Source organism: Clostridium sp. CTA-7 (assembly GCF_054768095.1).
Window position 1 is genome coordinate 114,557 of record NZ_BAAAAV010000006.1, and the last position, 16,763, is coordinate 131,319.

Here is a 16,763-nt window from a genome sequence, read left to right on the forward strand (position 1 = left end):
GCTTTTATGATTTATAGCAGATTAAAAAAATAAAAGATGACTAATCATCATAATTAGTCATCTTTTATTGAAATAAATTCTATAATTATAGGAGTTAAATTTGTTTGTATATAGTTTATATTATTAAAAGTGTGGAGCTAATAATAATATATTTATTCCGTTAATTGATATTGATTATCAATCTAGTATTATAATATAACCTTTTTATATTATTGTCAATAGTAAAAAAGTAATTATTTGAAATTTATTATCAATTACATATTATTTCTATAAATCCAGTGTTTTTATTAACATTAGGAACAATATCTATAATGCTTTTTCTACAACAATATTCTAAATCCTTTTCTAGATTCAACTCTTTTAATATATTGTAGTGTCTTGCATCCTTTATATAATCTAATATATTAGTATTGCTTTCATATATATACTTCGCTGTTTTAGATATATCTGATAAGTTATAAGTATGTTTTTTACATAGTAAACTTATTATATATCCTGAACATATAAAGTCATCCATTGAAAACTCTCCATTTGTACCTGAATTTATAAGAACTATATCTGTGTCTTCTTTACTTAACGAGTTAGCAACAGCCTCTGCATTTATCATTGCACCTATAAGTATCTTTCTTGCTTTCAAACTTAAATTAATTGCTCTTGTTCCATTAGTGGTACTTAATATTATATTTTTTTCTTTTACATTCTCTTCAGTATACTCTAATGGTGAATTTGTGAAATCAAAGCCATCTATTTTTACAGCTTTTCTTTCTCCCCCTAGCAAAGGATCTATTCCTTTTTCTAAAAGCTCTTTTTGCTTTTCAAAGGCTTCTTCTACAGTTAACATTGGAATAACTCTTTTTGCTTTATTTGCTAATGCTGTTATAATAACAGAAGTTGCTCTTAGCATATCAATTACTACAACTATCTTATTATTTAAATACTCCCCTTTAATATGGTCTGCAGATATAATAACATCTATATTCATAAGTACTTCCCCCTAACTTTTATAACTCACCCTATATATTGTTTATATTTTCTCTACTTAAAATTCTTACCTTGCCATATATCATTATCTTCTAATGCTTTATCTATAGCATTTAAAACTTCCCACTTTTTTAAACTCCACATAGGTCCTATTAATAACTCTCTTGGAGCATCACCTGTTAATCTATGTACCACCATATCTTCTGGTATCATAGCAACTCCTTTGCATACTAGGTCTATATACTCTTCTTGAGTTAACAACTTTAATTCTCCACTTTCGTATTGTTCAACCATTTTTGTTCCTTCCATTAAGTGAAGTAAGTGGAACTTTATTCCCGTTGCCCCTGAGTGCGCTATATAATCAACAGTTTTTAACATATCTTCTTCTGTTTCACCTGGTAGTCCAAATATAGTGTGAGCTACTACTTCAATGTTTCTTTCCAATAGTCTTTTTAATGTATTATCAAAAACTTCAAAATCATATCCTCTATTAAAATCTCTCGCCGTTTCATCATTTATTGTTTGAAGCCCCAGCTCAACTATTAAATATGTTTCTTTATTTAATTCTGTTAAGAAGTCTAAAACATCATCATCAATACAATCTGGCCTTGTTGCTATTGATATAGCTACTACATTTTTTTGCTCTAAAGCTTCCCTATACTTTCTCCTAAGTTCTTCTACTGGAGCATAGGTATTAGTGTAGGCTTGAAAATATGCAATTAGTTTTCCATCTTTCCATTTTTTCTCCATCATATCTTTTCTATCTTCAAATTGCTTTGTTATAGATAATGTTCTACTACCCGCAAAATCCCCAGATCCTCTTGCACTGCAAAATGTGCATCCTCCTTTTGCGACCTTTCCGTCTCTATTTGGACATGTAAACCCTCCATCTAAAGATATTTTATATACTTTTTCATTAAATTTATTTCTAAGATAATAGTTTAAACTATGATATCTTTTTCCATTCCATTCTTTCATGCTTCCTCCTAAAAAAATAAAAGTACCACTTTATTTAAGTTGTACTTTTATTCTACTACAATATTTTTATATGTTAAGTCTTTTAAATATTTTTTTTAACTTCCTCTGCTTCCATATTTACCTTATATTCGCCTGTAACATCACTGTTTATATCATTTCTGCCCTCTTTGCCACTAACTTTAACTGTAATAGTATTTTTATCGAAGCTCTTTAATTCTACATTATACTTGTCTTCTGGAAACATTTCATTAAATTTTATTTTAACAAGATCTCCTTGAGCGCTATTATATATATTTATTCTATTTAATTTATTAGAATTTAAATATTCTACTATTAAATATCCTTCTTCTTTTGAAAAAACTAAATTTTTTACTATTGCATTATCTAATATATCTAAAGGAACAACCTTCTTTACTATAGGTTTATCTAATACTTCTTCTATTGATTTACTTGCATCTGCTCCTCCAGCTTTACTACTTCCTTGATCTGCCTGAGATGGTTGAGCTGCTTGAGTTGCTTTACTTTCTTCTATATATGCAATTGATAAAAATGTTTTGTTATTTCCTATTGTTGATAACGCTACCTTTTGACCTTTATATCCCACTGATATAGGTCCAAAAGCTTCTACTGGTGCTTTTTCTTTATATAACATTATTCTATTTTCCTTTATATACACATCTTTAGGCAAGTTATTTAAATTTAATATTAAATCACTCTTTCCTCCTTCTTCACCTATAATCCTTAAGGAGTTATTTCTAACAAAAACTTGTTTTTTATTCATTGATTTAATTTCATCAATTTTATATTCATTACCCACTTTAACTACTTTTATAGCATAATTATCTAAATCACACTTTGCCTCTGTTGGTGAATTTCTAACAACATTAAATGTAGCATATGCTGATCCTGTTGATTCTATTAAGTTATCTGGTTCATAAGATACAATTCTTGATGTTCCAGTAGTTATTTCCTTATTTCTGCTTAATAAACTATCTGTACATAAGCTATTTGCCATATCCATATTATTTTCCTTAACAAAATTTAAATAGGTTTCTGCAACATCAACTGCAGTTTTAGGGCTAAATAAATCTATCTTAGCTTCTCTATTATTTTCTTTTTTTGTACATGCAGATAATAAATAAAAACTCATAATTATTAATAAAAAGCATATTGTTAACTTTCTTCTCATCACTTTTATTACCTCCTAATATATATTCCTTAAGCTTATTTTCCCTAAGAATATATACCTTATTCATTTTTAAAGAATAAAAGTAATTTAACATATATATATTTGTTAATAGAGAGAATATAGGGGGATATAAAAATGAAACGTGAACTTTCTAAAATTTTTCAGATAGCAGTTGTTTTTATTGGAACAATTGTTGGTGCTGGACTAGCTTCTGGACAAGAAATTAAAGAGTTTTTTACATCTTACGGAATATCAAGTTTTATAGGAGTTATAGCCTGTGGTATATTTTATATAATTATGGGTTCTATAGTTTCAAAAATTAGTATTAAGTATAAACTAAACTCTTATGGTGATGTAATAAAAGTAGTTAGTCCAAATATTCTTGGTAAAATCACAGGTATAATCACAACATTATATCTTATATCCAGTGCATCAATAATCTTGGCAGGTAGTGGTGCTTTAATAAATCAATTTTTCGGAGTTCCTAAAATAATCGGTTCTATTATAATGATAGTCTTAGCTGTGTTCTTCCTTTTAAAAGATACTGATGGTTTAATTGAGGTAAACTCATTTATAGTTCCAACTCTAGTAATAACTATTACTACAATAACCATACTGTACTTTATGTTTTGTAAAGATATGATGTCATTAGAATTTTTAACTAAATTTGAACCCAAAAAAACAGGTATAGCCTTATCAACAACATTGTATGCAGGATATAACACTCTTTGCTGCTTAGGTGTATTAGTACCTTTAAGTAACCAAGTTGGAAAGCCTAAAACTATGTTTTATGGTGTTGCATTAGGTGCAATAGGATTGGCTCTATTGAGTTTTGCAATAAACTTCTTGCTAATGATAAATCAACCTTATATACATCAATATGAAATACCTTTATTATTTGTAGCACAACGTTTTGGAAATATAATACAGGCATTATTGTTGATTGTAATTTGGCTAGAGATGTTTTCAACTGAAGTTTCTGATGTTTATTCTATAAGTAAGACTCTCGACAATAACTTTCATATAGAATTTAAAAAAGCAATTTTCATAGTTCTTATTATAGCTCTGCCTATATCCAGAATAGGATTTTCAAAACTTATCGGATCACTATATCCTCTTTTTGGATTGCTTAGCCTAGTTTTCATAGGTCAAACAATTTACTTTTATTTTAAACATAAAGAAGAGTTAAATTAATTCTTCTTATAAAAATACCCCTATTGAAATATTACAATAGGGGTATCTTTATACATAAATTAAGAATTTACATCATTTACAAAATTTTCTCCAACAGCTTTAACCTTTTGAAGAGTTTCTATCATATCTTGAATATTTCTAGTAAATTCTTCTATATCCTGATTAACTTGTTGTGATGATGCAGCATTTTCTGCTGCAATAGCTGCTAATGAATCTATTGTTTTAAACATTTCTTCCACAGATTGAACTTCACTATTTAATTGAGCTATTGATTTATTAGTTTCATTTGACACAACTTCAATTAAGTCATTTGCTTCTGAACTTATATTTCTTACATTTTCTAAATTAGTTGTTTCTAGCTCTAATACAGTGTATTGACTTTCTATACTTTTAACTAATGAATTTATTTCTCCTGCAAAGAATGATAAATTACTATTAATATCCTTAACTGCTTGTTGAGATTGCTCAGCTAGCTTTCTAACTTCTTCTGCAACAACTGCAAATCCTCTTCCTTGTTCTCCAGCTCTCGCAGCTTCTATAGATGCATTTAGTGCCAAAAGATTAGTTTGTTCAGAAATCCCTGAAACTAATGATACTATATTAGTAATATCCTGAGCTTTATCTTGAAGATTTCTACCTTTTTCTTTTACATCCATAAATGATTTTAATGATTCTTTTATTGCCTCACTTGATTTATCTACATTAGTATGACTTTGATTAATTTTTTCTACTGACTTATCAAGTTCATTTTTATTTCTATCTTCAGACTTTACAAGTTCTTTTAATGCTAATATATTTTCATTTATTTGTTTTACAAGAACTTCTGTGCTTATTTCTTGTTGTGTTGCAAGCTGAGAAACTTGTTCCGAGTAGCTAGATATTTCTTCTGTTGTTTCTCTCATTTTTTCTGTTGTATTATACATAGCCTGAGTAAACACTGCTAATTCATTTATTGCAAGGTTAGCAGATGTTGAATCTTTACCTATATTATCCTTAAGCTTTGATATCCCTAAGTATATTTTCTCAAGTTTATCATTAGTAGAAATATTTTTATCTATCGCTTCAAAATTATTATTCTCTATATTTTCTACTATGTCATTTAAAGGCTTAATTGTCATATAAGTTATAAAAGCTGATATAACCCCAGATACTCCCCCAATTATCAAACCCTTAGTTAATCCTGCAAGAGGTATCCCTACTAAAGTCATAATTAGAAATATAGGTATTGAAATCTTTAATTCTAAGCTTCTCAAACCTACAACAGATAAACTTCTGCTTAGCATATACTTCTTACTATACTGGATAGTATTTTCAAATTTTATATGTACCTTTAATTCTCCTTTTTTTCTTTCTACCTCTTTTATTTCTATTTTTTCACCAAAATACTTAGCACTTCCCTTTAATAGTCCTAAAAAATAATCAAATAACTCTCTTTCAGATCTATAAGTAAAATGAATACTATCTTCTGAAATTGGCTCTAAAACCATTTTAGGAGGCTTTGCACCTTTTATTTTTTTCATTATTATTGAGTGTATAAAGTTAAGGGAATTTAAAAACTTAAATAAGTTTACTCTTTTAAAGAATACTGGATAGTCCTCTGCAAATTTATTTAAATTATTTTCTCCAATTACTTGCCACAAATCATTAACTGAAGTGTTTACATTGTTTGCTATTATTTGTATAAGCTTAAATATATGATTATCATCTACATCTTCAAGAGGTGTAAAGACTATGTCTTCTGACCAATTTACTGATTTTAAGCTTTTGTTTATAACTTCATTTCCGTACAAATCTCTACAAGTTCTTATCCATGTAGATACAACTGTACCTTTCATATTTTATTCCCCCTATTTTGAATTTTAATATTTATACTAAAAAATATAACTTATATAGATAGCCACATATATTATATATCTATTAACATAGAAAATATAGATGGATTGGAAAATTTCCAATCCATCTGTATTATAGTATATCATCTATATAATTAAATTTAGGAACTGTAGAATCATAGTAATTGTCAAAGGACCTAGGTGGTATAAATATTCTTTGTACAGTTTCAGCACTACCTCTTAGTTCTGCTATTCTTGTTACTCCTACATAAACATCTGATATCTTATACCAAGTTGCATAATCAACTATACCTGTTTGAGGTAAATTGAAAACTCCCTGAAATACTTTAACAGCTTCTGCAGTGCTAGTTCCATACACACCATCTTGTGCTACTTTTGGAATTAATGGATAGTTCTGAGCTATTCTATTTAAATATTCTTGTATACTTCTAACTTCTGGCCCTGCTGATCCTACTATTAAATCATATCCAGGATATGATTTAGGAATTCCTTTAACTTGCTCTGCTGTTACTAGCTCTAAATCACTACCATAAAAGTTTTTTAATATTTCGAATGGAGCCTTTCCTTGATCGCCTAAATACTTACTTCCCCACTGAGTCATCCACCCTGGACATTGTACATTTTTCCCATCGCAATATTGAGCTAATAAAGGCTGCTTTCTTCCAACTCTTCTTATATAAGTGGCAAAAATATCATCTACTACTGCACTTATACTTTCAAATATATTTCTTCCATAAGTAAATGCATGATCATAAGCTGTTGAGTTAGTTATGTCAAAGTTTTTGCCTTTTCCTCTATACCATTCTGTATATATTCTATTTAAGGTAAATGAAATTATGGCATATATATTTGCTCTAATTGTATTTTCTGACCAAGTTGAATAAATTTCGCAAGATGCAACATTCTTTATATAATCCTTATATAAAACTCTATAGTTTGGTGCTGATGTATTATTGGGTCCTCCTGCATGTACAATTATAAATTCAGGAACTACCGGCTTTGGTAAAACTACTCCGCTTGTTGGTGGTGGTAGTGGCTTATCTTCCTCTTCAGGAATTTTCTCTGGGTAATTGCCATTTAATGTGTTAGGCCCAACATTTATTATTTCATTTACATTCCCACCTTGTTGATTTTGTGGTGTATTAGCTGTATTTGGTGGTATATTTATATTTTCCATTCTAGTTAATATTCCTGAGGATTCTATAAGATTACACTGTTGTATTGCTAGTTCATCTGGGAAAACCTGACACCTATTTATTAAAATACTTTGAAACCCTTCTCTCTCAACTCTTACATCATACATACTATAAGGAACTTGTCCTGTTGGCTGTTGAGAATATTCTAGTGGTGGCGCTTCTAAATCAACAATTTGAGACTCCCCCATAGAATTTGTAGATAATGATATTACTTGCGCACTTGGGCCACCTGTTGACGGTCTTACAGTTATTTTTGTATTGTCAACAGGTATATACGTTTCATTAACAAAACATTGAACCTTTAATCTGCCTTGAGCCATATAATACTCCTTTAATATTTTTCCTTTAATTAATATATGTCTTTAATATGAATTTTGTTCTTTCATATATCTTTTGGCTCACTTATAAATAAGTTTCCAACTCTATATTTTTCAACTTCACTTCTATCATTTCTCATTCCAATAAATCCTATATTACTTATAATGCTTTCTATTGCGTTATTTAAACATACTTCTCCATACCCCCAACTAGGATCTGGGTAGGTTATATCTGTTCTAGGTCTTTTAGCTGAAACAACTAAATAATATTTTAGTCTCTCCGCATATAAATAGGGATCATTTCTTTTAACTATTCCCCACTCCATCATTAACCCAGCAATTCCTGACACATGTGGTGTAGCCATAGATGTACCACTTTTAGTATCGAAAGACCTATTAGGGGTTGTTGAAGATATATTTTCTCCTGGCGCAACCAAATCTGGTCTTATTCTTTGAAATACAACTGGCCTTCCTCTTCCACTAAAGGATGATATATTATTTGTAACATAATTATAGCTTCCTACTGCAATTACATTATAAACTGTTGCAGGTATACCCAATGTATTTAAAACTGTAGGCTGAAGAAACTTAGTATTTGTATTTAATCCTTCTGAGATAGGTAACCACATATCAAATATACCTTTATATTCATTTAATAAAGATAATCTAATTTCCCATTGTCCAGATGATATATACTGAGCATTTGTAATTAATGCAATTGATATTTCTCCTATTATATCAAAAGGCTTAGGCCCTGTATAAAAAATTTGATATCTATCTCTTCCTATTATTCCTTCAGTGTAGCCTTCTCTTATTACTATTTCACCACTGGTAAATGCACTAGGCGTAGTAATTCTTATAGATATATTAGACAACACTGGTTTATATAGATTTAATATTACTATAGCCTCATCTTCAGCTACATTTATAGCGATTCTTTTTTCTCCTTCTAAGTCTCCACCAACATGATGTGCCGCATCCCCCTCATTTCCAGCTGCAATAACAATAGATATTCTCTCTAGTGTGGAAATGGTTGATATATATTGCTCTAAAAGACTTGTTCCATTATGTGCCCCATCATTTGTACTTAAGCTTATATTTACTACCAATGGTTTTTTAAGTTCTTTACCTCTGTCAACTAAAAATTTAAGCCCTCTCATTATATTAGTACTAAGAGCAAATTGACCTCTAGTGCATTTAACCATAGCAATAGAACTTTTAGGTGCAACACCATAGAAAGACGGGTTTATATTTCCTCCTGCACAAGCAATTCCTGCCACATGTGTTCCATGCTCAGTACTATCATAAGAAGGAACTACTGAAAAAGGATCTGGATTCTGGAGTGCAGTATTTATAGTTTCTCTGTTATAAATTTTACCATTGTCACTTAAATCGTATATATAATCTATTCTTGTTGTTCCGTCTTGATTTCTAAAACCTGGATGAGTATAGTCTATTCCTGAATCTATAAATCCTATTAACACACCTTCACCTAGAAGGTTAAAATTTTCTCTAGCTGTAGTTACACAAGCTGCCCTATTACTTTGAGAATCTGTTGTATATAGGCTTTTGGGTAACTCTATATATCGTATTGAATCACTACTTGCTAATTTTCCTAAATTACCTATGGGTATAGTAACTATTCCAAATCCAAAACCTAAATCTTCATATTTCCCACCTAAACTTTCTACGATTTTTGTAACATTTTCAGGAGTATCTCCAGATATTATAGTAACTTCTATTAAGTTAGTCTCTGTAAATTTAGTTCCATAGTTTATTCCTAATTTGCTTAATATATTCTTTGGTACATTTTGTATAAGTCCTAACCCGGCATCTACTTTATTTGGATTTATGTTTTCTATAGTTATCACCTCATGTACTTTGTTTATATTTAATATATGTACCTTTTAAAAAAAGTGAGAACCTAATTTAAAATTTGTTTTGTATATAAAAAAAGTTATTTTAAAATGAATACATTTTAAAATAACTTTTATCTTTTATAATGATATCTCTAACTTTTCTAATTTAGCCAGTACAGTTACTTCCTTAAGCTCCATAGTTTCTGTTAATAAACTTCCTCCATTGCTTACTAATAGGATTTTTGAATTTCCTAGACTCTTTATTTGTCTTATAGCTCTTTTACCTTTGTACTCAACTAAAAATATTCCGTTATTACTTATTTCTTTAACTAAATAAGCAAATGCTAAATCACCTTTTAAAATTCTAAACCCAGACATTTCATCATCCTGAATTTCTAAGTATAAAACCTTATCTTGAGGATGACCTTCTATTTTATTAGAATGTATAGGCAATTCCTTAAATCCTTTTTTATTTTGAAGTGAATAATCAAAAATAAGAACATTCTTTAATACTGATGAAAAAGCATTAGTCCAAACCTCATCATTTTCAATTTTGTTCTTAGTTTTTTTAGCTAATGATTCTTTTATAGCTTTTCTCTCTTCTAATAAAGCCTCATCTGTAACAACCATACTTACATCATTAAAATCAGTATTTAATACTTTTGCTGCCTTATCTATAAAAGACTCTTGAGCTACCTTTCTCCCTAATTCAACTTCATTTATAAACTTCTCTGCTACACCTAGCTTTTTTGCTAGCATCTTTTGACTCATACCACTTTTAAGTCTTGCCTCTTTTATCTTTTCCCCAACTCTACTCATTTTGAGATCTTCCCTTCTGATGTTTTAAATACCATTCCCTTTCTTCAACTAAGTGTTCAACTAAATAATTAAATTTCCACTCCATTGAAGTTGGTGTTACTGTAGCTAATATTCCGCCTTTAAATTTTTGTCTAATACTTTTTATGGTTTTGTTAAGTTCATCATCTGAAAAATTATTGAAAAGAATAACAGATTCCATTCTTATATTTTGATTAAATGTTTCAAACTTTAATCCATTTAATATATCCCTAATAGTCATTTCTACCATGTCATGTGAAATAACTATTAATTTAAATCCTTCTTCCTTTAATATATTTAACTCTTTTTCTGGAATATTATAAGCTAAAATACACTTATTATTATCAAGCATATAACTATAACCCCTCCTAATAACCCTTTATTAATCTTCTATTATTTCTGGTGCATCATAAGTTTCACCAAAAGTATCTACTGTTACCTTTAGCATTTTTTGATCTTCGTATGGTCTATCACTATAATCTCTTTTTGAGCTTACTATCTTATCTGCAACTTCCATTCCCTCTATAACTTTTCCAAAAGAAGCATATTGTCCATCTAAGTGTGGTGAATCTTGAACCATTATAAAGATTTGACTTCCAGCTGAATCAGGTATCATAGTTCTAGCCATTGAAAGTACTCCTCTTGAATGCTTTAAATCATTCTTAAAGCCATTTCTACTAAACTCTCCCTTAATGCTATATCCAGGGCCTCCTATTCCAGTACCTTCTGGGCAGCCTCCTTGTATCATAAAACCTGGTATTACTCTATGAAATATAATTCCATCATAAAAACCTCTGTTAATTAAATCTATAAAATTTCTTACTGTATTTGGTGCTATTTCCGGATATAATTCTGCTTTTATAACTCCTCCATCTTCCATGTTTATAGTTACTATTGGATTTTTCATAATAAATCTCCCTTCAAAATTTAATTTTTTATTAGTATTATCATATTTTGATTTATGAATTCAAAATCATATTATAATACTAAATTATTTCTTATGGTAATTATATATTATTTAATAGAAAAAGCATAGATTTCTCTATGCTTTATTGAAAAGTAGTTCCTAGTACCACTCTATAATAATCCGTATTATTTGATAAATTTTTAACATCTATTTGTTTAAAAATAAGTTCTCTTCCAAACTTATTTATTAAGTCTCCAAGTAACAAGTTTAAAAAAGTTGTTGGAATTCTATTAAATCCCTCAAAATCAAGAGATACACCTAGGTTTATATTATTCCTAATCATTTCTCTTAATAAAATAGCATCTTCTATAGTCATATTTGCTCCAAATACCTCTTTTATTTTAATTTCCATAAATATACCTCCGTTTCACTTTTTGAATTTTCTGAAAATTTACCCTTTACTATAATATATCAACTTACCTATTTTTTGTCAACAATTTAACAAATATTTTTATAAAAAATTAAGCTTAGAAGATCTTTAATCCTCTAAGCTCAATTTAATTGTATACCTAATAATTCTTTACTTAACTCTATAACTTCTATTTTGTTAGATGAATTAATAATTTCTATAGATCCCTTTTTATTGGACCCTGTTAATAAACCTTTATCATTTAGTCTTCGTCTTAATTCTTTTACTGTTCCTAAACTTCCATCTATTATAGTAATATCACTACCTATAACTTTAATTAAGCTTTCTTTTATAAATGGATAATGTGTGCACCCTAAAACAATAGAAGCTATCTTTCCCTTATTGTATGTATTTATCTTATTAAATAGGTACTCTTCAACCTCTTCTCCTTCAAGTTTACCTTCTTCAATAAATTCCATGAGTCCAGGACATGGAACAGGAACTATAGATGATCTATCACTGTATTTATTCATTAATCTATTAAATTTCTCTTCTTTTAACGTCATTGCAGTTGCCATAATTAATATATTTCCTTCATTATTTAACTCAACTGCTGGCTTTAAAGCAGGCTCTATCCCCACTAAAGGTAAATCTGGATATACTTTTCTTAAGTCGGCTACAGCTGCACTAGTTGCTGTGTTGCAAGCAATTGCTATTCCCTTTACCCCTTTACTTAATAGAAATTCTACTGCCTTAAAAGTTAAATCTCTAACTTCATCTACACTTTTCATACCATAAGGTACATTTTTAGAATCTCCAAAATATATATAGTTTTCATTAGGCATTATTTTTATTGCCTCTTTCATTACACTTAATCCGCCTAATCCTGAATCAAAAAAACCTATTGGCCTATTTTTGTTGTCCAACTCTCTCACTCCATTTTCTTTAATTCTATAATTTATTTTATACCTTTCTTTAGTATAAGTCCATAAATTTATAATGTTACTTGTATGGTGTCAATATTAATAAATTATTCTTATAAATCTATTTTTTAGCTTTATGTTATATTATAATAAAATATACAAATTATGTAATAGGGGTGGTATTTTGAAAAAAAATTTATTAATTTACAGGCTTTTTACTTACTTTTTTATATTCTTATCGATACTTACAATTTACTTTACATTTAATATGGGGTCTCTTTTAGGTGGACGAATATATCAAATAGGAATAATATTATTTATTATATTTGTACTCATATCCTCTAAACTTTTTGACAAGTTAAAAAAGATGCAAGAAATAAACTATTTAATTTCTTCTTGGCCAGATGCTTATGATGCTAAATTTGATTTTAAAAAAATACATAAATTCTATGATGAATACGGCCCAGAATCATTAAATGAGTCTAACTTTCATAATATAGATGATCAAACAGCTCATGATTTAAATATAGATGAATTAATAAAAAATATAAGTATCTGCTCATCTACTCCTGGTGAGCAAATGTTATATTACATCTTAAGAACTCCTAAAACAAATATAGAAGAATTAGAAAAAAGAAATAAAATAATCGAAAAACTTAAAAATGACAAAAATTTAAGGGGTAATATTCAGCAAATATACTCTAACTTAGGAAGGCAAAAAAAAGGTGAAATTTTCAACCTATTTAATACTGATGCAATTGTTAATAGATTAAAAATATTATTGTACAATTTTATAGCCTTATCTGCTGTTGCAGTATTAATTTGGTTTTTAATTGATGGCTCTGATAAGATTGCAATGTTTTTTGGTATATTTGTTATGTACATGTTAATTTCAATGAAGACAGCTTCTGAAATAGAATACGAGCTTACCTCTCTTCAGTACTTAGGAAATTTTATTAGGACTGCTAAAGAACTATGTAAAATAGAAGATTCTGCATTAAATGAAGATATAAATATAATAAAGGAAAAATTAGCTCCTTTTTCAAAAATAGATAGAAAAACATTATTTATATATACCCAAGGGGAACTAGATATATTTCTTGAAACTATAAATGCATTATTTTTAACTAAAATAAGATCTTATTACTCTATAATCAATATAATAAAAGAAAATAGACAATCTTTAATAGAAATTTATGCACTTGTTGGAAAAATAGAAGCTTATATTTCTATAGCTTCATATAGAAGTAGAGTTAAAAATTATTGTTTACCTACATTTGTAAATAATGAAGATAGATTTTTTGAAGTAAAAAATGCACTTCACCCTTTATTAGAGAAGGGAGTGCCTAATAGTATATATCTAAATAAAAAAGGGGTAATTTTAACTGGCTCTAATATGTCAGGTAAATCTACATTTATGAGAACTTTAGCCTTAAATATACTACTATCTCAATCTATTTATACATGCTTATGTGATGAATATAAAGCATCTTTCTTTAGAGTAATGTCTTCTCTTAGTATTTCTGATGATGTTTTATCAGGGACTAGCTACTATTTAGAAGAATGTAATGCAGTGCTTAGAATTCTAAATTCATTAGAAGATGAAATCCCTGCATTTTGTATAATTGATGAAATTTTTAAAGGAACAAATCCAATTGAAAGAATTGCAACATCTAAGCAAATATTAAAATATATTATGAATAGAAATGCACTTTCAATTGTTGCAACCCATGATTTAGAATTAGCTGAAACTTGCGATGATAAGTATTTAAGGTATTACTTCTGTGAGAATGTTGATAAAAAAGAAGGCTTGGTTTTTGATTTTAAACTAAAAGAAGGTATTTGTAATACAGGCAATGCTATAAAATTATTAGAATTTTTAGGATATCCAGATGAAATAATAAAAAGTTCAATTAAAAATATTTCTTTAAATAAAATATAAATGAAATAGAGAGAGTTTTAAACATAAAACTCTCTCTATTTCTCTTTCTATTTTTAGCGAAATATTTTTGCTCACTTTATAAAATTAATTATTGACATCATACGGTGTATATAATAGAATTTCTTTATAAATTAAAGAGATTCACGAATGTTATGATGTCTATACCAGTTGAATATTCGAATTAAAACAGAAAGGAAGTGAATTTTCCTTGTTATATTTCGGCAAGGAAGCTTTTTATGAAAGATTTAATTTTTACAATTCCCAAATCAAAACACAATAAAGAAGACTTATTTAAAATCTTTAAAGACCATCCTGAAATAAAATTTGTATCTATTGTTGGAATAGATTTATCAGGTAACGATACCGACGAAAAAATTCCTGCAAGATTATTTTTAGACGACATTGACTCATTTTTAAACGGAGTTGCAATTCAAACGGATGGTTCTTCAGTTGTACTTCCTGGAATCGCAACACTAAATGATGCAAAAGTAGATATGGTTGCAGATCTTAATGCTAATTGGTTTGTTGACTATAATTTCGATCACATTGACACTTCTACTAACAAGCCTGTTGGTACTCTTAGAATCCCTTCATTTCTAATTCATAATAATAAAGCAGTATGTTCAAGAAACACCCTTACTTCAGTAGTAAACACCTTTAAATCAACTCTTTTAGATATCTTTAAAAATAAACCAGAAACTTTGAAACCATTTAAAATTAAATTTGATGATATTGATCAAATCGTAATTACTTCAGCTTCAGAATTGGAATTTTGGGTTAATACTCCAAATGAAAAAGCACATATTGAGGAGCTATCTACATCTCAAGTATTACAAGAACAATATTGGACTAGAACTAAAGGAGCCGTAAGAACTGCTCTTGAAGAAACCTTATTGCTTATGGAAGAATACGGATTTGAACCTGAAATGGGTCATAAAGAAGTTGGTGGAGTTAAATCCAAACTTGATGCTAATGGACAATTTAATCATATAATGGAGCAACTTGAAGTTGACTGGAAGTATAGTGATGCTATTCAAGCTGCTGATAATGAAATATTTGTTAAAATCCTTATTCAAGAAACATTTAGAAGACATGGATTAGATGTTACATTCAAAGCAAAACCTATAGATGATGTTGCAGGATCAGGTATGCATATTCACCTAGGAGTTAGTTTAAAACTTAAGGATGGAAAGAGAATAAACCTATTCCATGCGACTAAGGAGGATTTCTTAAGCTGCATAGGTTATGGAGCAATAATGGGAGTATTAAAAAATTATGAAATTATGAACCCATTTATTTCTTGTACTAATGGGGCCTTTAAAAGATTAAAGCCTGGTTTTGAAGCTCCTATATGTATAGTAACATCACTTGGGGTATCTCCTGATAACCCTTCAAGAAATAGAACTATATTAATAGGTTTAATAAGAGATTTAATGAACCCATTGGCAACTAGATTTGAGCTTAGATCACCTAATCCTCATACAAATATTTACCTTGCTCTTTCAGTGTCATATATGGCAATGCTTGATGGAATAATGTATGCTCTTGAAAATGATAGAACGGAAGAAGAACTTTTAGCTGAATTATCTAAAAAACCTGGTGAAGAAGCTAAATACCTAGAAAAATCTAGAGCTTATAGAAGTGAGGAAGATGTATTTGAATTCTATTCTGATGAGGAAAGAAATGAATACTTTGGTAAGGCACCTGCTACTGTATATGAGAATTTACTTCAATTAGATAAATATCGTGAAAAGTTAAATATATTAAAAAGAAATGATGTTTTTAGTGATAAACTAATAAATAGCTTTAAGCTTGCTATAATTCAAAGATGGATGACTGACATAATTCATAGAGTTATATTAAACCACTCATCTGAAATCCGGAACTTTAAAAAACTTCATTCTAATGCTGCTTTAGATTTAGATGTATCAAATTGGATGACTATAAATGATCTAAGACACTATATAATGAAGGATACTTATACAAATAAAAGCTTATTCTCTCGTATAAAAGAATCCTTAGCTAATGAAAACTACTCTTTAGCTTCTGATTTATATCTTGAACTAGATGATAAAATGAAAAATTTAAGAAACCTTTATGATAACTATACAAAAAATTTATTGGATATATAAATATAAAAAAAGTTAAGCTCACTGCTTAACTTTTTTTTATGCAGTA

The 16,763-nt window shown here is 28.7% G+C and carries 14 protein-coding genes; 3 read left to right on the top strand and 11 right to left on the bottom strand.

Going from position 1 to position 16,763, the window contains the following annotated elements:
- Positions 1-250: 250 nt before the first annotated feature.
- From ACYUEX_RS12745 to ACYUEX_RS12755, 3 genes are all read right to left on the bottom strand, one after another.
- Entirely contained in the window at positions 251-982 is a 732-nt protein-coding gene (locus ACYUEX_RS12745) for a 2-phosphosulfolactate phosphatase family protein (RefSeq protein ID WP_460288537.1), read from the bottom strand.
- Positions 983-1,035: 53 nt separating this feature from the next.
- Entirely contained in the window at positions 1,036-1,959 is a 924-nt protein-coding gene (mnmL, locus tag ACYUEX_RS12750) for a tRNA modification radical SAM protein MnmL/YtqA (protein WP_460288538.1), read from the bottom strand.
- Positions 1,960-2,041: 82 nt separating this feature from the next.
- Positions 2,042-3,148, bottom strand: a complete 1,107-nt coding sequence (locus tag ACYUEX_RS12755; RefSeq protein WP_411170645.1) for a hypothetical protein — start codon at positions 3,146-3,148, stop codon at positions 2,042-2,044.
- A gap of 135 nt (positions 3,149-3,283) precedes the next feature.
- Here ACYUEX_RS12755 and ACYUEX_RS12760 point away from each other — a divergent pair, with 135 nt between their 5' ends.
- Entirely contained in the window at positions 3,284-4,342 is a 1,059-nt protein-coding gene (locus tag ACYUEX_RS12760) for a YkvI family membrane protein (RefSeq protein ID WP_411169407.1), read from the top strand.
- Between the two features lie 59 nt (positions 4,343-4,401).
- Here the strand turns inward: ACYUEX_RS12760 and ACYUEX_RS12765 are convergent, their stop codons facing one another.
- The 8 genes from ACYUEX_RS12765 to murI all read right to left on the bottom strand — a co-directional run bounded on the left by ACYUEX_RS12765 (position 4,402) and on the right by murI (position 12,646).
- Positions 4,402-6,177 (bottom strand): heme NO-binding domain-containing protein, encoded by a 1,776-nt coding sequence (locus tag ACYUEX_RS12765; protein WP_411169406.1) that lies wholly within the window; start codon positions 6,175-6,177, stop codon positions 4,402-4,404.
- A 130-nt stretch (positions 6,178-6,307) separates the two neighbouring features.
- The gene (locus ACYUEX_RS12770; protein WP_411169405.1) at positions 6,308-7,711 is read right to left on the bottom strand and encodes a peptidoglycan-binding domain-containing protein; all 1,404 of its coding nucleotides are present in this window, start codon (positions 7,709-7,711) and stop codon (positions 6,308-6,310) included.
- Positions 7,712-7,773: 62 nt separating this feature from the next.
- Positions 7,774-9,579, bottom strand: coding sequence for a S8 family peptidase (locus ACYUEX_RS12775; protein WP_460288539.1), 1,806 nt, complete (start codon positions 9,577-9,579; stop codon positions 7,774-7,776).
- 126 nt (positions 9,580-9,705) lie between these two features.
- Entirely contained in the window at positions 9,706-10,386 is a 681-nt protein-coding gene (locus ACYUEX_RS12780; protein ID WP_411169403.1) for a helix-turn-helix domain-containing protein, read from the bottom strand.
- Positions 10,379-10,756: a DUF3783 domain-containing protein gene (locus ACYUEX_RS12785; RefSeq protein ID WP_411169402.1), complete on the bottom strand. Its 378-nt coding sequence runs from the start codon at positions 10,754-10,756 to the stop codon at positions 10,379-10,381. Before ACYUEX_RS12785 ends, ACYUEX_RS12780 begins: the two co-directional genes overlap by 8 nt.
- A gap of 30 nt (positions 10,757-10,786) precedes the next feature.
- Entirely contained in the window at positions 10,787-11,311 is a 525-nt protein-coding gene (locus ACYUEX_RS12790; RefSeq protein WP_460288540.1) for a peptidylprolyl isomerase, read from the bottom strand.
- Positions 11,312-11,453: 142 nt separating this feature from the next.
- Entirely contained in the window at positions 11,454-11,723 is a 270-nt protein-coding gene (locus tag ACYUEX_RS12795; protein WP_411169400.1) for an STAS-like domain-containing protein, read from the bottom strand.
- 140 nt (positions 11,724-11,863) lie between these two features.
- Entirely contained in the window at positions 11,864-12,646 is a 783-nt protein-coding gene (gene murI / locus ACYUEX_RS12800) for a glutamate racemase (protein ID WP_460288541.1), read from the bottom strand.
- A gap of 181 nt (positions 12,647-12,827) precedes the next feature.
- Between murI and ACYUEX_RS12805 the strand changes: the two genes are divergently transcribed.
- On the top strand, positions 12,828-14,585 hold the full coding sequence (locus ACYUEX_RS12805; RefSeq protein WP_411169398.1) for a MutS-related protein: 1,758 nt from the start codon (positions 12,828-12,830) through the stop codon (positions 14,583-14,585).
- 236 nt (positions 14,586-14,821) lie between these two features.
- Positions 14,822-16,717: a type I glutamate--ammonia ligase gene (locus ACYUEX_RS12810; protein WP_411169397.1), complete on the top strand. Its 1,896-nt coding sequence runs from the start codon at positions 14,822-14,824 to the stop codon at positions 16,715-16,717.
- Positions 16,718-16,763 lie beyond the last annotated feature (46 nt).